The organism is Janthinobacterium sp. PSRC1-1, assembly GCF_049897525.1.
Lineage (GTDB): Bacteria > Pseudomonadota > Gammaproteobacteria > Burkholderiales > Burkholderiaceae_D > Janthinobacterium > Janthinobacterium tructae.
On the sequence record NZ_JAFCWK010000009.1, the window covers coordinates 219,668 to 239,050 of the forward strand.

At 62.2% G+C, this 19,383-nt stretch carries 18 protein-coding genes, 2 tRNA genes and 1 pseudogene; 14 read left to right on the forward strand and 7 right to left on the reverse strand.

Annotated elements, in window-relative coordinates; all coding sequences use genetic code 11:
• Positions 1 to 158: 158 nt before the first annotated feature.
• Positions 159 to 629, reverse strand: a complete 471-nt coding sequence (locus ACP7DW_RS20335) for a YhbY family RNA-binding protein (RefSeq protein WP_010397237.1) — start codon at positions 627 to 629, stop codon at positions 159 to 161.
• Between the two features lie 42 nt (positions 630 to 671).
• On the opposite strand from ACP7DW_RS20335, the gene ACP7DW_RS20340 reads away from it, so the two are divergent.
• From ACP7DW_RS20340 to ACP7DW_RS20365, 6 genes are all read left to right on the forward strand, one after another.
• Positions 672 to 1,355, forward strand: coding sequence for an RlmE family RNA methyltransferase (locus ACP7DW_RS20340; protein ID WP_096234939.1), 684 nt, complete (start codon positions 672 to 674; stop codon positions 1,353 to 1,355).
• Between the two features lie 203 nt (positions 1,356 to 1,558).
• A complete protein-coding gene (ftsH, locus tag ACP7DW_RS20345; protein WP_071077941.1) occupies positions 1,559 to 3,442 on the forward strand; it encodes an ATP-dependent zinc metalloprotease FtsH in 1,884 nt (627 codons plus the stop codon).
• Positions 3,443 to 3,557: 115 nt separating this feature from the next.
• Entirely contained in the window at positions 3,558 to 4,391 is an 834-nt protein-coding gene (gene folP / locus ACP7DW_RS20350) for a dihydropteroate synthase (protein WP_426056382.1), read from the forward strand.
• 40 nt (positions 4,392 to 4,431) lie between these two features.
• Positions 4,432 to 5,769 (forward strand): phosphoglucosamine mutase, encoded by a 1,338-nt coding sequence (glmM, locus tag ACP7DW_RS20355; protein ID WP_426056383.1) that lies wholly within the window; start codon positions 4,432 to 4,434, stop codon positions 5,767 to 5,769.
• A 173-nt stretch (positions 5,770 to 5,942) separates the two neighbouring features.
• Positions 5,943 to 6,019 (forward strand) — tRNA-Pro (locus ACP7DW_RS20360).
• 93 nt (positions 6,020 to 6,112) lie between these two features.
• Positions 6,113 to 6,187: transfer RNA gene (locus tag ACP7DW_RS20365), tRNA-Arg, on the forward strand.
• 70 nt (positions 6,188 to 6,257) lie between these two features.
• Here the strand turns inward: ACP7DW_RS20365 and ACP7DW_RS20370 are convergent.
• From ACP7DW_RS20370 to ACP7DW_RS20380, 3 genes are all read right to left on the reverse strand, one after another.
• A complete protein-coding gene (locus ACP7DW_RS20370; protein ID WP_282409389.1) occupies positions 6,258 to 6,437 on the reverse strand; it encodes a hypothetical protein in 180 nt (59 codons plus the stop codon).
• 171 nt (positions 6,438 to 6,608) lie between these two features.
• Positions 6,609 to 7,175, reverse strand: coding sequence for a PEP-CTERM sorting domain-containing protein (locus tag ACP7DW_RS20375; protein WP_426056384.1), 567 nt, complete (start codon positions 7,173 to 7,175; stop codon positions 6,609 to 6,611).
• Between the two features lie 281 nt (positions 7,176 to 7,456).
• Complete coding sequence (locus tag ACP7DW_RS20380) at positions 7,457 to 8,029, reverse strand: GbsR/MarR family transcriptional regulator (protein WP_232730572.1); 573 nt, start codon at positions 8,027 to 8,029, stop codon at positions 7,457 to 7,459.
• A gap of 117 nt (positions 8,030 to 8,146) precedes the next feature.
• Between ACP7DW_RS20380 and cydD the strand changes: the two genes are divergently transcribed.
• From cydD to ACP7DW_RS20415, 7 genes are all read left to right on the forward strand, one after another.
• Positions 8,147 to 9,847: a thiol reductant ABC exporter subunit CydD gene (gene cydD, locus ACP7DW_RS20385; RefSeq protein WP_426056385.1), complete on the forward strand. Its 1,701-nt coding sequence runs from the start codon at positions 8,147 to 8,149 to the stop codon at positions 9,845 to 9,847.
• Entirely contained in the window at positions 9,844 to 11,526 is a 1,683-nt protein-coding gene (locus ACP7DW_RS20390) for an amino acid ABC transporter ATP-binding/permease protein (RefSeq protein ID WP_426056386.1), read from the forward strand. Before cydD ends, ACP7DW_RS20390 begins: the two co-directional genes overlap by 4 nt.
• A gap of 105 nt (positions 11,527 to 11,631) precedes the next feature.
• Positions 11,632 to 13,209: a cytochrome ubiquinol oxidase subunit I gene (locus tag ACP7DW_RS20395; protein WP_426056387.1), complete on the forward strand. Its 1,578-nt coding sequence runs from the start codon at positions 11,632 to 11,634 to the stop codon at positions 13,207 to 13,209.
• 13 nt (positions 13,210 to 13,222) lie between these two features.
• Positions 13,223 to 14,377, forward strand: coding sequence for a cytochrome d ubiquinol oxidase subunit II (cydB, locus tag ACP7DW_RS20400; RefSeq protein WP_426056388.1), 1,155 nt, complete (start codon positions 13,223 to 13,225; stop codon positions 14,375 to 14,377).
• Between the two features lie 22 nt (positions 14,378 to 14,399).
• Positions 14,400 to 14,525, forward strand: coding sequence for a cytochrome bd-I oxidase subunit CydX (gene cydX / locus ACP7DW_RS20405; protein WP_070258990.1), 126 nt, complete (start codon positions 14,400 to 14,402; stop codon positions 14,523 to 14,525).
• Between the two features lie 407 nt (positions 14,526 to 14,932).
• Positions 14,933 to 16,498, forward strand: coding sequence for a methyl-accepting chemotaxis protein (locus ACP7DW_RS20410; RefSeq protein ID WP_426056389.1), 1,566 nt, complete (start codon positions 14,933 to 14,935; stop codon positions 16,496 to 16,498).
• A 56-nt stretch (positions 16,499 to 16,554) separates the two neighbouring features.
• Positions 16,555 to 17,298, forward strand: coding sequence for a hypothetical protein (locus tag ACP7DW_RS20415; protein WP_426056390.1), 744 nt, complete (start codon positions 16,555 to 16,557; stop codon positions 17,296 to 17,298).
• A gap of 15 nt (positions 17,299 to 17,313) precedes the next feature.
• Here ACP7DW_RS20415 and ACP7DW_RS20420 read toward each other — a convergent pair whose 3' ends face one another.
• Together ACP7DW_RS20420 and ACP7DW_RS20425 are read right to left on the reverse strand one after the other, a co-directional pair.
• Entirely contained in the window at positions 17,314 to 17,688 is a 375-nt protein-coding gene (locus ACP7DW_RS20420) for a DUF1294 domain-containing protein (RefSeq protein WP_426056391.1), read from the reverse strand.
• 59 nt (positions 17,689 to 17,747) lie between these two features.
• Complete coding sequence (locus ACP7DW_RS20425; protein ID WP_426056392.1) at positions 17,748 to 18,314, reverse strand: methylated-DNA--[protein]-cysteine S-methyltransferase; 567 nt, start codon at positions 18,312 to 18,314, stop codon at positions 17,748 to 17,750.
• A gap of 94 nt (positions 18,315 to 18,408) precedes the next feature.
• On the opposite strand from ACP7DW_RS20425, the gene ACP7DW_RS20430 reads away from it, so the two are divergent.
• Positions 18,409 to 19,185, forward strand: a complete 777-nt coding sequence (locus tag ACP7DW_RS20430) for a nucleotidyltransferase domain-containing protein (RefSeq protein WP_426056393.1) — start codon at positions 18,409 to 18,411, stop codon at positions 19,183 to 19,185.
• Here the strand turns inward: ACP7DW_RS20430 and ACP7DW_RS20435 are convergent.
• A pseudogene (locus tag ACP7DW_RS20435) lies at positions 19,169 to 19,383 on the reverse strand (hypothetical protein); the annotation flags it as partial. The gene ACP7DW_RS20430 and the pseudogene ACP7DW_RS20435 sit on opposite strands and share 17 nt — an antisense overlap.

Below are 19,383 nucleotides of genomic sequence, written 5' to 3' on the forward strand. Positions count from 1 at the left end.
AATCCGACCTACATGACAACACGTAGGTCGGATTAGCGAGGCCGTAGGCCGCGCGTAATCCGACGCCGCAGCGGCAATAAAAAAGCGGAGCAGGGAAGATCCCGTGCTCCGCTTCTTGTTTCAAGCCCGGCCGCCTTGCGGTGACCGGGTGAACAGGCTTACTTGCTGCCCAGTGCGCTTTTCTTGGCGCTTTTCTGACGTGGCTTGGCACGCTTGATGGAACCGCCTTCGGTAACGCGCTCATTGCCCTTGATCATGACTTTCGTCACGCTGGGGCGCTTGGTGCCGCTGGCGCTGGCCTTGACGATGGTCACTTCGCGCATGCCTTTGCCGGCGCTGACCTTCTCCTTAACCACTTCTTTTTTCGGACGGTAGATTACCAGCAGTTTGCCAATATGTTGTACCGGGGCGGCGCCGAGATTGCCGCAAATCGTATCGTACATTCCGACGCGGGCTTCGCGGTCGTCGCCGAACACGCGGACTTTAATCAGACCGTGCGAATCCAGGCCAAGGTCGATCTCTTTGAGGACAGCAGGTGTCAAGCCCGCTTCGCCAATGATGACGATAGGCTTCAGCGCGTGTGCTTCGGCGCGCAGTGCGCTGCGCTCTACGGGTGTAAGTTTTAGCATAATAATATTTAGTAATTCCCTTAAAAGCAGTATTCTACGCGAATGGCAAAGAAGAAATTAAACAAAAACTGGTTGCACGACCACATAAATGATCCTTATGTGAAGTTGGCGCAAAAAGAGGGCTACCGCGCCCGGGCAGCATACAAGCTCAAAGAAATCGATGAAGACGAAAAACTGATCAAGCATGGCCAGGTAATTGTTGACCTTGGGTGCACTCCTGGCAGCTGGGCCCAGTATCTGCGGCGCAAGCTGGCCGGCAAGGACGGCGGCGGGGTCAATGGTACCCTGATTGGCCTGGACATGCTGGAAATGGAACCGATCGCCGATTTCCACTTCATCCAGGGCGACTTCCGCGAAGCGCGCGTGCTGCGCCAGCTGGAAGTGGTGTTGCAAGGACGCAAGGTTGACGTGGTCCTGTCGGACATGGCGCCGAATCTGTCGGGCATCGCCACGGCGGATGCCGCGCGCATGGAACATCTGATCGACCTGGCCATCGAATTTTCGCAATTGCATTTGAAGCCGTCGGGCGTCTTGCTGGTGAAATGCTTCAAAGACATGGGTTTCAGCCAGATCGTGGAGAAATTCCGCGCCGAATTCAAGGTCGTGGTGCAGAAAAAGCCCAAGGCCAGCCGCGACAAATCATCAGAAATCTTCTTGATGGGGCGTGGTCTCAAGAATCCGCTGAAAAATGCCGTGCAAGAAGATGATTCCGCCCTTGATATTTAAGCGGGAATCCGCACATGGGAACGAGAAGTGCAGTAGCGTCTGATGGCATAAAAGCCTAAATTGTTTATACTGCATTTTTTTTGCGTGAGCGCGGTTTTTTCGCGCGCACGGATCGGCGGGCTTTGGCACGGCCCGCTTATTGCGAGTAAAATCGTGTTTCTAGCTATTGGTAAAGAGATGCGCACTGCATCCAAGGAGTCTTCGTGAATAACATGTTTTCCAAATCTGCCATCTGGGTAGTCGTATTGCTGCTGTTGTTCATGCTGTTCAAGCAATTCGACAGTCATGGCGCCACAGGCGGCAGCAAGGCCATCGCTTATTCCGATTTGCTGGATGAAGTCAAAGCCAAGCGTGTCAAGGATGTCGTGATCGAAGGTTCGTCGATCACCGCCAAGCTGATGGACGACACCAAGGTGCGTACCACCGCCACCAGCCTCGACAAGGGCTTGATCGGCGATCTGCGCGACAATGGCGTGCACTTCGATGTGCGCCCGCCTGAGGAAGCGTCTTTCCTGCAAACTATTTTTGTATCCTGGTTCCCCATGCTGCTGTTGATCGGCGTCTGGGTCTTCTTCATGCGTCAGATGCAAGGCGGCGGCAAGGGCGGGGCATTCTCGTTCGGCAAGTCGAAGGCGCGCATGATGGATGAAGCCAGCAATACCGTCACCTTCGCCGATGTCGCCGGTTGCGACGAAGCGAAAGAAGAAGTCAACGAAGTGGTCGACTTCCTCAAGGACCCGAGCAAATTCCAGAAACTGGGCGGCCGCATTCCCCGCGGCGTGCTGATGGTCGGTCCTCCGGGCACGGGTAAAACCCTGCTGGCGCGCGCCATCGCCGGCGAAGCCAAGGTGCCGTTCTTCTCGATTTCGGGTTCCGACTTCGTGGAAATGTTCGTCGGCGTGGGCGCCTCCCGCGTGCGTGACATGTTCGAAAACGCGAAAAAGCATTCGCCGTGCATCATCTTCATCGATGAGATCGACGCTGTCGGTCGTCACCGCGGCGCCGGCATGGGCGGCGGCAATGATGAGCGCGAGCAGACCTTGAACCAGTTGCTGGTCGAGATGGACGGTTTTGAAGCGAACTCCGGCGTGATCGTCGTGGCCGCCACCAACCGCGCCGACGTGCTCGACAAAGCCTTGCTGCGTCCGGGCCGTTTCGACCGCCAGGTCTCCGTCGGCTTGCCCGATATCCGCGGCCGCGAACAGATCTTGAACGTGCACATGCGCAAAGTACCTATCAGTACTGACGTGAAAGCCGATATCCTGGCCCGCGGCACCCCCGGTTTCTCGGGCGCGGACCTGGCCAACCTGGTCAACGAAGCAGCGCTGTTTGCCGCCCGTCGCAGCAAGCGCCTGGTGGAAATGGCCGACTTCGAAGATGCGAAAGACAAGATCTACATGGGTCCTGAGCGCAAATCGATGATCATCCGCGAGGAAGAGCGTCGCAATACGGCTTACCATGAGTCCGGTCACGCGGTGGTGGCCAAGCTGCTGCCAAAAGCCGACCCCGTGCACAAAGTGACGATCATGCCGCGCGGCTGGGCCCTGGGCCTGACTTGGCAGCTGCCGGAACACGACAACTTGTCCGCCTACAAGGACAAGATGCTGGAAGAAATTTCCATCCTGTTCGGTGGCCGCATCGCCGAAGAGATTTTCGTGGGGCAGATGTCCACCGGCGCGTCGAACGACTTCTCGCGTGCCACCAAGCTGGCCCGTTCCATGGTGACCCGCTTCGGCATGTCCGACAGCATGGGCGTGATGGTCTACGAAGACAGCGAAAACGAAGGTTTCTTCGGTGGCGCCACCAAGACGATCTCGGAAGCGACCCAGCAAAAGGTCGATGCTGAAATCCGCAACATTCTCGACAAGCAATATGCTTTGGCGCGTACTTTGCTGGAAAGCAACCGCGACAAGGTCGAAATGATGACCAAAGCCTTGCTGGAATGGGAAACCATTGATGCAGAGCAAATCAATGACATCATGGCCGGCCTGGAGCCGCGTCCACCGAAAGTCATTCCGCCACGCCGCAATGCGGGCGGTGACAGCGGCACGGGCGGCATCTCGCCAAACGTGACGGCGCCAGCCTGATAACGGCCGCCCTGACGGGCGGCACGCAAGGGTATGGCAAGAACGAGGGTGAGGAGCGATCCTTGCCCTTTTTCGTTGCCGCAGCAGTTTTTCCCTGACGACTACAAAGATTCACATGCGACACTATTTGCAATTCGGCCGTTTCGGCTTCAACCTGTCCGGCACGCAGGCGCTGGTGATGGGCATCCTGAATATCACGCCCGACTCGTTTTCCGATGCGGGCCAGTATCAACTGCTTGAATTTGCCCTTTCGCGCGCCGAGCAGATGATAGTCGACGGCGTCGACATCATCGATATCGGCGGCGAATCGAGCCGCCCCGGCGCGCCGCCGTTGCCCCTGCAGGACGAGCTTGCGCGCGTCATGCCGGTGCTGTACGCCTTGCGCGACTGCGGCAAGCCCCTGTCCGTCGACACGTACAAACCCGAAGTGATGCGCGAAGCCATCCTGGCGGGCGCCGACATGATCAACGACATCAACGGTTTCCGCGCGCCGGGCGCCATCGAGGCCGTGCAGGGCAGCGACTGCGCGCTGTGCATCATGCACATGCAAAACGTGCCAGAAACCATGCAAGCCCAGCCGCAGTACGAGGATGTGGTGCGCGAAGTCACCGACTTTCTGCGCGAACGCATCGACACGATGACGGCGGCGGGCATCGTCCGCGAGCGCCTGTGTGTCGATCCCGGCTTTGGTTTCGGCAAGACGGTGGAGCAAAACTATGCCTTGCTGCGCGCCACGCGCCAGTTGCGCAGCGAACTGGATCTGCCCGTGCTGGCGGGCCTGTCGCGCAAGTCGATGATCGGCGCCGTCACGGGACGTCCCGTCGAGCAGCGCCTGGCCGGCAGTGTTGCCGGTGCGCTTGCTGCGGTAGCGCAAGGTGCAGAAATTATCCGTGTGCATGATGTAGCTGAAACCGTCGATGCGCTGAAGGTCTGGCGCATGGCACACTGAGCCTGTAAGATTTATCATAAACAACAAAAAGAGAAATACGATGACACGTAAATATTTTGGCACCGATGGCATCCGCGGTCTGGTGGGCACGGCTCCGATCACTCCCGATTTCGTCATGCGCCTCGGTTATGCGGCTGGCAAGGTGCTGGCCAATTCACAGGGCGGCAAGGCGCGCCCGACGGTGCTGATCGGCAAGGACACGCGCATTTCCGGCTACATGCTGGAAGCGGCGCTGGAGGCGGGCCTGTCGGCCGCTGGCGTGGATGTGATGCTGGCAGGCCCCATGCCGACGCCGGCGATCGCCTACCTGACGCGGGCGCTGCGCCTGGCGGCCGGCGTGGTCATTTCCGCCTCGCACAATCCGTACCATGACAATGGCATCAAGTTCTTTTCCGGCCAGGGCACCAAGCTGCCCGACAGCGTGGAACTGGAAATCGAAGCGGCGCTCGACGAGCCCATGGCTTGCGTGCCGTCGGACAAGCTGGGCCGCGCCAAGCGCCTGGACGATGCCCAGGGCCGCTACATCGAATTTTGCAAGGGCACTTTCCCGAACGAACTGGACTTGCGCGGCCTGAAGATCGTCGTCGATTGCGCGCATGGCGCCGCCTACCATATCGCGCCGCACGTGTTCCATGAGCTGGGCGCGGAAGTCATCGCCATCGGTAACAAGCCCGACGGTTTCAACATCAATGCGGGCTTCGGCGCCACGGCAACCAAGGCGATGGCTGAAGCCGTCGTCGAGCATGGCGCCGATCTCGGCATCGCTCTCGATGGCGACGCCGACCGCCTGATCATGTGCGACGCCACAGGCCGCCTGTATAACGGCGACGAGTTGTTGTACGTCATGGTCAAGGACCGCCTGGCAACGGGCCCCGTGGCGGGCGCTGTGGGCACCCTGATGACGAATATGGCGCTGGAAGTGCTGTTCAAGCAGCAGGGCATCGGCTTTGCGCGCGCCAAGGTGGGCGACCGCTACGTGCTGGAAGTCATGAAGGAAAAGGGCTGGATATTGGGTGGCGAGGGCTCTGGCCATCTGCTGTGCCTGGACCGCCATACGACGGGTGATGGTATCGTCTCCGCGCTGCAAGTCTTGTCCGCGCTCAAGCGCAGCGGCCAGAGCCTGCAGCAATGCCTGGCCGAACTGGTGCTGTTCCCGCAAACCCTGATCAATCTGCGCGTGGCCCCCGGTTTTGACTGGCAGAAAAATGCCGCCATGGTGGCCGAGAAGGAACTGGTCGAGGCCGAACTGGGCGACACGGGCCGCGTGCTGATCCGTGCATCGGGCACCGAACCGCTGATCCGCGTGATGGTCGAGGCGAAAGACAAGGATCAGGCCGAATTGATGGCGCGCCGCATCGCCGATAAAGTCGGCAGCTGAAAACGCCCAGGGCGGCGTTGCACTGCCTTGCCGTACTAGCGTACTGTCTTCGGCAGCGCGCCTTGCTCTGAACGTTTTCAGCAAGCCTCTTCAAGCAAGCGCCGATAGTTATTTCCATCTAATTCGTCTATGGCAATTGACGAAATTGGATGGGGGCGTTATTATCTTGTCTTCGGAGTGTGGCGCAGCCCGGTAGCGCACCTGGTTTGGGACCAGGGGGTCCAAGGTTCGAATCCTTGTACTCCGACCAAAGTCATAAGCGGGCTGTCAGAAATGACAGCCCGTTTTCTATTCCGCGCTGGCAATTCATTGCTGGCGCGCATGGATTAAATACTGCACCTTTCCGCCCATCGTTCAACGGATAGGACAACGGTCTTCTAAACCGTGAATGGGGGTTCGATTCCCTCTGGGCGGACCAGTTTCATACTGGCCACGGCTTGCGCCATGCGGCCGCATCTTCTCTCTTTCCTGTCTGTCAGCACGCGGCCCTAAGGCTGCGCAAACAGCACCACGCTCAGCAAATACAACAGCGGCACCGCGCACAGCAGCGCCGAGCATAGCGAAACGATTTTTCTGTTGGCCAGTCGGGCCAGACGCAGCCGTTCCCGCACAGGCAAGTGCTGGCGGATCACGCTGCGCGCGCGTGGCTGAAACGGTTGTTCGTGCATGAGTTCTCCCTTGTCGATCAGCAGTTGATGCTGTCGAGCATAGCGAGGGGAGTCTAAAGATGGTGTAAAAAGCGGGCCTGGCGCCGCAAGCGCGGCGTAAAGATGCTGCTGGCATTGAGGGCGGCAGCGGGCGCTGGCGCGCCGCCGCCGTTATGCGGCTGATGATGAGACTTACTCTCCCTGGCGGCGGCGTGCCAGGAAGCCCAGCATGCCCAGGCCGGCGAGCAGCATGGCATAGGTTTCAGGTTCCGGCACGGCGGAAATGAAGGCCCTGTAGTTGCTCAGATCCTTGGGCAGGCCCGCCACCGTGAAAGTGGTGCCGGCGGCCACGGGTGCGGCCCAGTGGAACACCAGTTCGCCCTGGCCGAAGTGGATGGCCAGATAGTCATAGGCGGCCGCGCTCGTATACGAATTGACGCCGCCGCTCCAGCCTGCCGTGGTGCCGGCAGTGCAGCCCGAGGTGGCGTTGTCGCAATACGAGACGGCGGCGCCCAGGCTGGTGCCGAACACGCCATTGATGTAACCCTGGACGGCCGCAGGACTCTGCGGCACCAGATTATCGTCATAATATTTCACCTGCAGTGCCGGCGATGGCGAATACGTGACGGCGCTGCCGGCGATGACGAAACCGCTGGCCGGGCCCACCTCCACCCAGGTGGCCGCTTGCGCCGCACTTGCCAGTACGCTCATTGCGGCCAGCATGGATGCCTTGATGGCAAGTTTCTTTACGCTTTTCATGAAAACCCCCTTGTGCTTGAGGCAGTCGCTTCATCTTGTCTGGACGCGTCCCTGCATGCCGGGGAAGTCATCCCATTGCCCTTTTTTAACTATTTCCTGCGCGTAGCGAATACGCAAATGAAAGCTTACTCTTGATCTAAGCTAATGCAATTTTAATAATTCTATTGGTTCGCTTGACAACATCGCATACGGCTATGTCTGGCTGTGCCAGCGATAGCCGGCAATGGCGTGACAAGGCGTACCGCTTGTGCTGGCGGCGCCTTGGGCAGGGGGAGGGGGATTCAATCGCTGTTATTGCTGACGCCAAACAGGCGATCCTTGGCGTTGAGCAATTTTTGCACCTTGGCGCCCATTTTCATCAGTTGCGCCATCGATTCGGGCGACAGGCGCTGCAAGTCGTCGAACCAGGTGTTGGCCAGGTCGACCAATTCATACATTTCGCGCATGCGCTCCTGCGCATATTGATCCACGGGTTCCGTGGCCGGCGCCAGCAGCGATTCGCGCAGCACCGTCAAGGTGGGCGCCACTTCGCGGCGGCGGCGCTCTGCGGCCACCACGCGGAAGATTTGCCACACATCGCCCAGCGAGGAAAAATACTCGCGCCGGTCGCCGGGGATGCGCGACTGGCGGATCAGGCCCCAGCCCTGCAATTCCTTCAAGCCGATGCTCACGTTCGAGCGTGAAAAACTCAGGTGTTCCGCGATTTCGTCCGCGTGCAAAGGATGCTCCGCGACAAACAGCAAGGCGTACACTTGTCCCACCGTACGGTTAAAGCCCCAGCGGCTGCCCATCTCGCCGAAATGGCTGACAAAGGTCAGGATCAGCGGCGTCATGTGGATATTTTGAGTTTTCATAATTATCTGAATTTTTTCACGCCACACCCGCAGGGTCAATTGATATATGTCATGTTTCGCAGTATTATACAAAAAATCGAATTTACAGAAAATTCTGAAAACTCAAAAAGTATAGAGATGCTGACCACGCCACTGTCTTTGCCCCGCTTTATTCTTCCCCGTGCCGCCAGCCTGGCGCAAGGTGGCGCCGCCTTGCTGTGGCTGCCACAAGCGGCCTTGCTGGCCTGGGCCGTGCAAGCCATGCTCGATGGTGCACCGTGGCGCGCGGCCCTGCTGCCGGCCGCTGGCGTGCTGCTGCTGGGTGTGCTGCGCGCCGGCGGCGAAGCGTGGGGCGCGCGGCGCATGTATGCGGCGGCGCGCGCCCATCTGACCACCTTGCGCGCCCAGGTGGCGCAAGCGCTGGCACACCGTTCGCCGCTGGACCGCCAGCGCGCGCAGTCGGGCCAGGCGGCCAGCGTCATCGCCGAGCAGGCCGAAGCCATCGTGCCGTATCTGGTGCGCTACAAGCCGGCGCGCTGGAAAGTGCTCACCGTGCCGCTCGTGATCCTCGCCGTGGTGACGCCGCTGTCGTGGATCGCCGCCTTGATCCTGCTCATCGCCGCACCCCTGATTCCCGTCTTCATGGCCCTGGTGGGCATGGGCGCGCAAGCGGCCAGCCGCGCGCAGATGGTGGAAATGGGCAGCATGAACGCCTTCCTGCTGGATCGCCTGCGCGGCCTGGCCACCCTGCGCGCGCTGGGCGCCGTCGACGCCACGGCCGAACGGCTGGACGCCGCGTCGCAATCCGTGCGCCGGCGCACGATGGTGGTGCTGCGCATCGCCTTTTTGTCGTCCGCCGTGCTGGAGCTGTTTTCCGCGCTGGGCGTGGCCATGGTGGCGGCGTTTATCGGTTTCTCCTTGCTGGGCAGCATCAATTTCGGCACCTGGGGCCGCGAACTGAGCCTGGGGCAGGGCTTGTTCATCCTGCTGCTGGCGCCCGCATTCTTCGAGCCCCTGCGCGAACTGGCCGCCGTCTGGCACGACAAGGCGGCTGGCGAAGCGGGCCTGGCCGGCCTGCACGACCTGGCGGCCGATGGCGTGCCGCTGCCCGGCGCTGGCGTGGCAGTGGCTGCCGTTTCCGCTGCCGCCATGGCGGTGGCGCCGCCACCGGCCGTCGAACTCCATCAACTGCGTTTTGCCCATCCCGGCGAAGCGCCCGTATTCGAGCGCTTCGACCTGAGCGTGCGTGCCGGCGAACACGTGGCCCTGCTGGGCGCCAGCGGCGCCGGCAAGACCACCTTGCTGTCCTTGCTGGCCGGCTTGCTGCCCGCCAGCGATGGCGAGATCCGCATCGGCGGCGTGCGCCTGACCGACAGCACCGTCAATACCTTGCGCCAGCGCATGGCCTGGATGGGCCAGCGCCCGCACGTGTTTGCCGCCTCCGTCAGCCAGAATGTGACCCTGGGCCGCCTCGGTGCGAACGCCGCGCAAGTGACGCAGGCGCTGCACCTGGCCGACCTGGCTAGCGTGGCGCAGGCGCAGCCGGCCATCATGCTCAGCGATGGCGGCCAGGGCTTGTCCGGCGGCGAAGCCGTGCGCCTGGCCCTGGCCCGTGTCGCCCTGCATCCGCATGCCGATTTGTTGCTGGTCGATGAACCGACGGCCCACCTGGACAGCGAGACGGCGGCGCGCGTCACGGACGCCTTGCTGGAATTGGCCAAGGGCAAGACGATGCTCGTCGCCACGCACGACCCCGTGCTGGCTGGCCGGCTGCAGCGCACGGTGCAGGTCGATGCCCGGGCTCTGGCACAGGAGCAGGAACAGGAACAGCCGGCATGAAAACTTTACCCATAGCGAACCCCGTGCTGCGGCAATTGCTGCTGGCCCAACCTGGCAAGCTGATCGGGGGGGCCTTGCTGGCGGCCCTGACGGCGGTGGCCGGCATGGCCTTGTTGGGCTTGTCCGGCTGGTTTATCACGGCCACCTCGATTGCCGGCCTGCACGCTTCGACGGCGATTCTGTTCGACGTGTTCGGCCCGTCGGCCGGCATCCGCCTGCTGGCCATCGGCCGCACGGGCTCGCGCTATGCGGAACGCCTCGTCACGCACGACGCCACGTTCGCCGCGCTGGCCGGCATCCGCGTGCAACTGTTCCGCGGCTGGTCGCGTCCGGAAGCGGCCAGCCGATTGCTGCGCCAGCCGGCCAAGCTGCTGTTTCGCCTGACGGCCGATATCGACGCGCTCGAAGCGCTGTATTTGCGCCTGCTGGTGCCTGCTTTCACGGCCCTGTGCGTGGCCTTGCTGGCCGGCGTGGCGCTGGGCGTGATGCAGTGGCAGCTGGGTCTGGGTCTGGCCGCGTGGCTGTTGGCCGTCGGCGGCGGCATCAGCTGGGGCGTGGCGCAGCGTGCCCGCCGTCCCGCCATCGTGCGCTCGCGCGCCATCGAAAAATTGCGTTCTGGCACCATCGACCTGGTGGCGGGCCAGACGGACCTGGTGATGGCGGGCCGCGTCGACGCCCAATGCGCCGCGCTGGGGCAGATCGACGGCGCGCTGGCGCAAGCCGATGTCGCCCTGCAGCGCCTGGAGACGGCGGCCGGCGCCGCGTATGGCGTGGCCGGCAGCGCGACTCTGGCCGGGGTGTTGCTGGCCGTGGCCGCGCTGGTGCAGCAACAAATGATGACGGTGCCGCTGGCGGCGCTGGCCCTGTTGATCGCCCTGACGGCCGTGGAACCGTTTGCGGGACTGCGTCGTGGCGCGCTGGAAGCGGGCCGCATGCTGCTGGCCATGCGCCGCCTGGCGCCGCGCCTTGACGGCAATGAGGTGGCGCTGCCGCCCTTTGACGCCGCACCGGGCTTGCGCCTGGACCACGTCAGCGCCGCGCATGCGGGCAGCCATGTGGCCATCTTGCATGACATAACGCTGCAGATCGGCGAGGGCGAGCGCGTGGCCTTGATCGGCCCCAGCGGCGCGGGCAAGTCCACCTTGCTGGCCCTTGCCGCGCGCGAGCTGGCGCCGCTGTCGGGAACGGTGGTCGCACCGCGCGCCTGTCTGTTCACGCAGAAGACGGAACTGTTCCAGGACAGCCTGCGCGACAACTTGCGCCTGGCCGACCCGTCCGCCAGCGATGCGCAGCTGTGGGCGGCGCTGCAATCGGCCGGCCTGGATGACGAAGTGCGGGCGTTGGCGGGCGGCCTGGACACGCAGCTGGGCGAGGGCGGCCTGGGCTTGTCGGGCGGGCAGGCGCGGCGCCTGGCGCTGGCGCGCCTGTTCCTGCACGAATCGACCTTGTGGCTGCTGGACGAAGCCACCGAGGCGCTCAATGCGCAGGTGGCCATCGACGTCCTGCAGCGCCTGCGCGCGCGCAGCGACGGACGCAGCTTGCTGATCGCCACCCACTTGCGGCGCGAAGCGGCGCTGGCGGACCGGCTGGTCAGTCTGCGCGATGGCCGCATCGTCGGTGACGCGCGCCGGGGCACACCGGCCTTCGAGGCGGCGCTGGCCGGCTTGCGCGGAGATTGATGGGCGGGCGGCACAGCCCGATAGCTTACAGCAGCAGAAGCTATCGAACAGCCGCATGTAGATACCAGGTTTACACTTACAGTAGGGAAACACCAAGGAAATCATATGGACTTCGATATTGTCGCTTTATCCAGACTGCAGTTCGCGCTGACAGCTCTGTACCACTTTATATTCGTTCCGCTGACGCTCGGCCTGTCAGTGCTCCTCGCCATCATGGAGACGGTTTACGTGATGACGAACCGCCCCATCTGGCGCGACATGACCAAGTTCTGGGGTGTCTTGTTCGGCATCAACTTCGCCATGGGCGTGGCGACGGGCATCGTCATGGAATTCCAGTTCGGCATGAACTGGAGCTATTACAGCCATTATGTGGGCGACATTTTCGGCGCGCCGCTGGCCATCGAGGGGCTGATGGCCTTCTTCCTGGAAGCGACCTTCGTCGGCCTGTTCTTCTTCGGCTGGGACAAGCTGTCCAAGCGCGGTCACCTGGTCACCACCTGGCTGGTGGCCATCGGCTCGAACTTCTCGGCCCTGTGGATCCTGATCGCCAACGGCTGGATGCAAAATCCCGTCGGCGCGGCCTTCAATCCGCAGACCATGCGCATGGAAATCACGGATTTCGGCGCCGTGCTGACGAACCCGGTAGCACAGGCGAAATTCGTGCACACGGTGTCGGCCGGCTATACGGCCGCGTCGATTTTCGTGCTGGGTATTTCCGCCTGGTATCTGCTGAAGGGCCGCCACGTGCAGCTGGCCAAGCGTTCGATGACGGTGGCCGCCTCGTTCGGCCTGGCCGCCACCTTGTCGGTGGTGGTACTCGGTGATGAAAGCGGCTACCTGTCGTCCGAGCATCAGAAGATGAAGCTGGCCGCGATTGAGGCCATGTGGACCACGGAGCCGGCGCCCGCCGCCTTCACGGCCTTCGGCTTCCCCGACGCGAAAGCGCGCGAGACGCATTACGCCGTGCATATCCCGATGGTGATGGGTCTGATCGGCACGCGTTCGCTGACGACGGAAATTCCCGGTATCGAGCAACTGGTCGACCGCGGCGAGCTGCTGATCCAGGATGGCATCAAGGCGTATGACGCGCTGCAAACCATCCGCAGCGTGGCGCCGGGCGCGCCCGTGCCGCAAGAGGCGAAGGATGTGTTCGAGTCGAAAGGCCAGTCCCTGGGTTACGCCTTGCTGCTGAAACGCTATGTCGACGATCCGCGCCAGGCCACGCCCGAGCAGATCCGCAAGGCCGCGCTCGACACCGTGCCGCCCGTGGGGCCCTTGTTCTGGTCCTTCCGCGTGATGGTCGGCCTGGGCATGTTCTTTATCTTGCTCACCGGCACATTCTTCATCCTGTCGACGCGCCGCACCCTGGACAAGCACCGCTGGCTGCTGAAGCTGGCCGTATTCGCCATCCCGCTGCCGTGGGTGGCGATTGAAGCGGGCTGGATCGTGGCCGAAGTGGGCCGCCAGCCGTGGGTCATCGAAGGCGTGCTGCCGACGGCCGTGGCGGTCTCCAACCTGGGCGCGACGACCTTGCTCATCACGATTGCCGGCTTTGCCGCCATCTACACCGTGCTGTTGATCATTGAAATGAAGCTCATGCTCAAGGCCATCCGCAAGGGGCCGGAAGAGACGGCGCCGGCCCCCGTGCCAGCGGCCGCAGCCATTCATACTCAACGCGCCTAAGGAGGGCCAGACCATGATTTTGCATGAAATGATTTCGTATGAAACGCTGCGCCTGATCTGGTGGCTGCTGATCGGCATCTTGCTGGTGGGCTTTGCCATCACGGACGGCTTCGACCTGGGCACGGGCATCTTGCTGCCGTTCGTCGGCAAGACGGACCTCGAGCGCCGCGTCGTCATCAACAGTATCGGTCCCGTGTGGGAAGGCAACCAGGTGTGGCTGATCCTCGGCGGCGGCGCCATCTTTGCCGCCTGGCCGCAACTGTACGCCGTCTCGTTCTCGGGCTTTTACCTGGCCATGTTCGTCATCCTGGTGGCGCTGATCGTGCGTCCCGTGGCGTTCAAATTCCGCAGCAAGCGCGAAGACCCGCGCTGGCGCGCGCGCTGGGACGCGGCCCTGTTCGTGGGCGGCTTCGTGCCGGCCCTGATCTGCGGCGTGGCGATCGGCAATGTGCTGCAGGGCGTGCCGTTCCGTTTCTCGCCGGACATGCACATCTTCTATGACGGCAGTTTCTTTGCGCTGCTCAACCCGTTCGCCTTGCTGTGCGGCCTGGTCTCGGTGGCCATGCTGGTGATGCACGGCGCCACCTGGCTGCAAGTGAAAACGGACGGCGCCGTGGCTGAACGTTCGCGCCGTTACGGCAGCGTGGCGGCGATCGCCACCGTCGTGCTGTATGCGGCCGCCGGCGTGGCCCTGTGGCTGTGGGTCGATGGCTACCGCATCAGCAGCACGGTGGTGGTCGACGGTCCGTCGAACCCGATGCTGAAAACGGCGCAAGTGCACGTGGGCGCCTGGTTCCTCAACTTTGCCGCCCATCCGTGGACCTGGATCGCTCCGGCCTTCGGCTTGCTCGGCCCCCTGCTGGCGTTCGCCTTGCTGCGCGCGCGCCGCGAAGTGCCTGCCTTGCTGGCCAGCGCGGCTGGCATCGCCGGCATCATCCTCAGCGTGGGCGCGGCCATGTTCCCGTTCATCCTGCCATCGTCGATCGATCCGCGCGCCAGCCTGACGGTGTGGGATTCCTCGTCCAGCCACATGACCCTGTTCATCATGCTGGTCGTCACGGCCGTCTTCATTCCCCTCATCGTGGCGTACACGACCTGGGTATATAAAGTACTGTGGGGCAAGGTTGACGGCAAAGCCATCGAAGACGAAACCGGTCACGCTTACTAAGAATTAAGGAAAGGAAATAATTATGTGGTATTTCGCCTGGATACTGGGTCTTCCGCTGGCGGCGACGTTCGCCGTGCTCAATGCGATGTGGTATGAAATTGCCGATGGCGACACGACGCCCGAGCAATACCGCGACACGCCGAAGTAGGCGCGCGTCGGCTTGACTGGCCCCGCCCGGCGCGATGGTTTTACCATCGCTGCCCGGCGGGGTTTTTTTATGTTTGTTCACGGATGTCCGGAAATCAGCCACCGCAATAAGAATGCGCTGAAGAAACGCTCGCCTTGTTGTGCGAGCAACATAGAAATCGTCGCCATGCGGGTAGAGACTTGCGACATAAATTCATGTATTTTGTTTTATTTTTGTTGTTTTTGTTAATTTTAATTAAGTCAGCGTCAAATTGGCATAAATTCGTTGTAAAATAAGTTGCCTGTAAAGAAAACAGAATGACGCCTTATAAGGAATCGCGGCTTCGCATGCTCGCCTGCCATACCTGCGAGAGTCGTGTTACTCCGCAGGTGAACCAGCGGCAAGCACAGCTAATATAAGGAGACATCATGCATATGTTACGAGCACTCAAACTGTCGCACCGTTTAGCTGTGCTGATTGTGATCTTTTCAGCCGGCTTCATCCTCTATGGCCTATGGTCGTTCAAGACTTTGCACGAATGGAAAGTGAACGGTCCTGTCTACCAGAAAATTGTGCAAAGCAAGGATCTGATCGCGGACGTGTTGCCACCACCGGAATACATACTGGAATCCTATCTGGTCACTTTTCAGCTGATGGCGACCGAGGATCGTGCCGAACAGGCGCAGTTAATCGCACGCTTTACAACGCTCAAACATGATTACGATGAACGCCATGTCTTCTGGACGCGTGAGAAACTGGATGCCGATATCGCCGACCTGTTGCTGAACAAGTCCCATGCGCCGGCACAGGCCTTCTACACGGTGGCACTGCAACAGTTCATTCCCGCAATAGAGGCACAGGATAAGGCTGGCGCCACGGTGGCGATGAAAAAATTGACGATGAGTTACATCCAGCATCTGCAGGCAATCAACCAGCTGGTCGAGATGACCACCCAACGTGCGTCAGCGATCGAAGCGGAGTCGGGCGCACGCATCACGGTAGCGAACAGCTTGCTGTTGGCGATATTGGTGTTCTCGCTGGGCACGGGGATTGCGGTGGCTGTGCTCATTACCAGGAGCATTACCAGACCACTGCGGGACGCCGTCCAGCTTGCCCGTATTGTCGCTTCCGGTGATCTGCGTAGCGATATCGCGACCGATTACCACGACGAGCCGGGCGAATTGATGCGTGCTCTGAAAAGCATGAATGAGAGCCTGCGTCACACGGTGGGCCGCGTGCGCAGCGGTACTGAAACCATTTCGACTGCCTCGCAGGAAATCGCTGCCGGAAATATGGACCTCTCGGCGAGAACGGAGGCACAGGCCGGTGCACTGGAACAAACGTCGTCGGCGATGGGGGAGCTAACCAGCACGGTGCAGCAGACTGCCGAAAACGCCCAGCAAGCCAATCAACTGGTCTTGTCGGCTTCAGCGGTAGCGCTGCAGGGCGGGCAAGTGGTCGACCGTGTCGTCGCGACCATGGTGTCCATCAAGGACAGCTCGAAGCGTATCGTCGAGATCATTTCCGTGATTGACGGCATCGCGTTTCAGACCAATATTCTGGCCCTGAACGCGGCTGTCGAAGCCGCGCGCGCCGGTGAACTGGGGCGCGGTTTTGCCGTCGTCGCGTCGGAGGTGCGCACCCTGGCGCAGCGCTCCGCCAGTGCCGCCAAAGAGATCAAGCAGCTCATTGCCGAGTCGGTCGAAAAAGTCGAGCTGGGCAGCAATCTGGCCGATGAAGCGGGCGGCACGATGCAGAAAATCGTCTCGTCTGTGCAGCAGGTGGCGGGCATCATGGGGGAAATCGCCGTCGCCAGCCACGAACAAAGCGACGGCATCAAACAGGTGAATCAGGCCATCAGTCAGATGGATGCAGTGACCCAGCAGAATGCCGCCCTGGTCGAACAGGCGGCAGCGGCAGCGGCCAGCATGCAGGAGCAGGCGCACAACATGATGCAGGACGTGCGCGTGTTCAAATTGCTGGCGGCTGGCTGACCGGCATGGTGGCGGCGTCTGCTACACTGCGCTCCACTTTCATCGACGGAACTGCCATGACTTCCCTTTCTTTGCCATACCGCGCCACCGCCACCCAAGCCTGTGCCTGGCTGGCGCAACAGACGGGCACGCCGTGGACCCTGGCGCGCCTGCTGGAGCAGGGCGGCTTGCCGTATGTCTGGCTCGATTACAGCGACGCCTGGGCCGAGCTGTTCCATGACGGCGTGACGCGCTATGCGGCGCCTGTCGTGTTCATCGGCGACAAAGAGCACCTGGCTTCGGGGGCGGACGCTTCGGGGGCGGACGATGTATGGCTGCGCTTTACGCGCGACTCGGGCAATATCGCCATCGAACTGAAGGCGCCGGGCTTGCGCGTGCCGCTGGACGGCTTGCACTTCCAGGAGCGTGACTTATTGCGCTTGCTCAAGGAGTTGCAGCACCCGCAGCCGGCCGAGCCGGAAGCCGGAGCTGACAATGCGGCGCCGTTTGTCTTGCCCAGCGCCCTGAAGGGCCTGGGGCGCGAACAGATTTTGCTGGCCTTTGCCGGCGTGGGCAAGGTCGACCTGGACAAAGGCTTGGCCAGTGGCGTGGGCATCTTTGGCGACGATGGCGCGCGCGTGCGCAAGAATTCGCGCGGCGGCAAGAACAGCCACCTGTGGCATCCCGTCACCCTGGCGTTCGGCTTGCACGATGTGCACCGCGTGCCGATGGCGCACCTGAAGAAGGCGTTCGCCACGCAGCCCTTGCTGCGCGACTGGAAGGCGGACTGGCTGGAATCGCTGCGCCTGCTGGGCGAGTAAAGGGCAGGGGAAGTCCTACAGCTCGATGGGCGCGACCTCGGTGCCGATATCGGGCGCCGCGTAATGCATGCTGAAATACACGAAAGCGCCGATATTGAGGGCGACGGTGATCCAGAACAGCACGCGAAACGAACGCTTGCTGGACTTGTGGCGCAGCCATTGCTGGGCCAGCACGGCGCCCGGCCAGCCGCACAGCAGTCCCAGCAGCAGCAAGGTGCGCTCCGAGGTGCGCCAGCGTCCCTGTTTGGCGGCTGACTTGTCGATCGCATAGGCGACGAAACAGCTCAGGCTCAGCACGCCATACACGAGGGCGACCAGGGCGGGGATGTGGAAAAAGAACGTGGCCAGCAAATACAGGACGACAAAGCACAGGATGACGAGGTAGGGCATGGGATGTGGTGGCGTGAGCGAAGGGCGTGAGTATCCCACACGGGGAGCGATGCTGCTGTCTAAAATAAACAGCCTTGCGCCATATCCACAGGCACGGCGCGGCGGCGGGCTTGGCCCGTCTTCAGCACTTCACGGTCGCTGGACAGGGCGATGCCTTCCAGCGCCAACAGGGTTTCCTTGGCATGCAGGCCGCCCGCAAAGCCCGTCAACTCGCCCGTGGCGCCGATGACGCGGTGGCAGGGGGCGATGATGGAAATGGGATTCTTGCCGTTGGCGGCGCCCACGGCGCGCACGGCGGCGGGACGGCCGATCTGGCGCGCGATCTCGCCATAGCTGCGCGTCTGGCCGTACGGTATCGTCAGCAGCGCGCGCCAGACTTCCTGCTGGAAGGCGGTGCCGGCAAAATCGAGCGGCACCTCAAAATGCTGGCGCGTGCCGGCAAAATACTCGCCCAGCTGGCGCGCCGTTTCCTGCAGCACGGCGCAACCTTCATCGACGCGCATGTCGCCCAGGCGCACGCGGTTCGGCTTGTCGTTTTCCCACAAAATCGCGGCCAGCGCCGCGCCGCGCGCCACCAGGGTCAGCTCGCCCACGGGCGAGGGCATCACGATGCAGTCGTATTCCATGTTGGTTCCCTGATCAGATGGCGCCAGTGTAGCAGGCTGGCGGCAGCCTGCGTATTGCGTGTAGGATAGCTTTTTTCGGCATGGAGTACTGGCTTTGACGACGATCCCCACTTATGACGCCATCCGCGCGATTGCCGTGCGGCTGGTGCAGGAACGCTATCCCACGGCCGTGGCGGCCATCATTGGCGGCTCGTTTGCCACGGGCCGGCAGACGCCCACTTCCGACATCGATTTGCTGCTGCTGTTCGAGCACGTCGATTGCGCCTGGCGCTCGACCATCGTGGCCGAAGGGCGCACGGTGGAACTGTTCGCGCACGACCTGGCCACGTTCACGTATTTTTGCAAGGAAATGGATGCGCCCGGCGGTACGGTGCCGCTGGCGCACATGGTGCTGGAAGGGGAAAACATCCTCGCAGCCGGCGACGCCTGCGCCGGGCTGCACGCGCTGGCGCACGCCATCGATGCTGCCGGGCCGCCCGTGCTCGATGCGGAAAACTTGCAGCGGCGCCGCTACGCCATCACCACCGCGCTGGAAGACCTGGTCGACAGCACGCAGCCGGGCGAGGCGCTGGCCGTGGCCTGCCAGCTGTATGCCGCGCTGGCCGACCTGCACTTGCGCGCGGCCGGAGAATGGAGCGGCGGCGGCAAGCACCTGTTCCGTTGCCTGCAGGCGTTCGATGCCGCCATCGCCGGGCAGCTGGACGGCGCGCTGCGCCAGGTCGCCAGCGACTTGCCGGCCGGCCAGCGCGCGTTCGAACACGTCACCGCCGCCGTGCTGGCGCCCGTGGGCGGGCCCTTGCTGCATGGCTTCTGCCTGCCGGCGCCCGCCCACTGGCGTGCTGAGAGCCACCCCTTTAAAGGTGTACATTGACAGCCCCGTCTTTTAGTACCCGTGCCGTTGATACGTGGCGTCGGGCAACAGCACCGGCCACGTAGCCTTTTTTCGCTGCTTTTTTCGGGCCGCGAGGGTGTTTGCGCAGCGTTTTTGGTTTGGCGTAAGCGGCAATCTGAAGCAGTAATTTGCTCAGCTCTGATGCACACATGGCGTCGTAGCGCCGCCATGCTTTGG

Bases quoted from the DNA above. Each gene is read 5' to 3' on its own strand.
- ACP7DW_RS20375 (WP_426056384.1), bottom strand. From the start codon at position 7,175: ATGAAAAGCGTAAAGAAACTTGCCATCAAGGCATCCATGCTGGCCGCA.
- folP (WP_426056382.1), top strand. From the start codon at position 3,558: ATGCGACACTATTTGCAATTCGGCCGTTTCGGCTTCAACCTGTCCGGC.
- ACP7DW_RS20335 (WP_010397237.1), bottom strand. From the start codon at position 629: ATGCTAAAACTTACACCCGTAGAGCGCAGCGCACTGCGCGCCGAAGCA.
- cydD (WP_426056385.1), top strand. From the start codon at position 8,147: ATGCTGACCACGCCACTGTCTTTGCCCCGCTTTATTCTTCCCCGTGCC.
- ACP7DW_RS20395 (WP_426056387.1), top strand. From the start codon at position 11,632: ATGGACTTCGATATTGTCGCTTTATCCAGACTGCAGTTCGCGCTGACA.
- ACP7DW_RS20340 (WP_096234939.1), top strand. From the start codon at position 672: ATGGCAAAGAAGAAATTAAACAAAAACTGGTTGCACGACCACATAAAT.
- ACP7DW_RS20370 (WP_282409389.1), bottom strand. From the start codon at position 6,437: ATGCACGAACAACCGTTTCAGCCACGCGCGCGCAGCGTGATCCGCCAG.
- ACP7DW_RS20420 (WP_426056391.1), bottom strand. From the start codon at position 17,688: ATGCCCTACCTCGTCATCCTGTGCTTTGTCGTCCTGTATTTGCTGGCC.
- ACP7DW_RS20425 (WP_426056392.1), bottom strand. From the start codon at position 18,314: ATGGAATACGACTGCATCGTGATGCCCTCGCCCGTGGGCGAGCTGACC.
- cydB (WP_426056388.1), top strand. From the start codon at position 13,223: ATGATTTTGCATGAAATGATTTCGTATGAAACGCTGCGCCTGATCTGG.
- ACP7DW_RS20415 (WP_426056390.1), top strand. From the start codon at position 16,555: ATGACTTCCCTTTCTTTGCCATACCGCGCCACCGCCACCCAAGCCTGT.
- cydX (WP_070258990.1), top strand. From the start codon at position 14,400: ATGTGGTATTTCGCCTGGATACTGGGTCTTCCGCTGGCGGCGACGTTC.
- ACP7DW_RS20410 (WP_426056389.1), top strand. From the start codon at position 14,933: ATGCATATGTTACGAGCACTCAAACTGTCGCACCGTTTAGCTGTGCTG.
- ACP7DW_RS20380 (WP_232730572.1), bottom strand. From the start codon at position 8,029: ATGAAAACTCAAAATATCCACATGACGCCGCTGATCCTGACCTTTGTC.
- ACP7DW_RS20390 (WP_426056386.1), top strand. From the start codon at position 9,844: ATGAAAACTTTACCCATAGCGAACCCCGTGCTGCGGCAATTGCTGCTG.
- glmM (WP_426056383.1), top strand. From the start codon at position 4,432: ATGACACGTAAATATTTTGGCACCGATGGCATCCGCGGTCTGGTGGGC.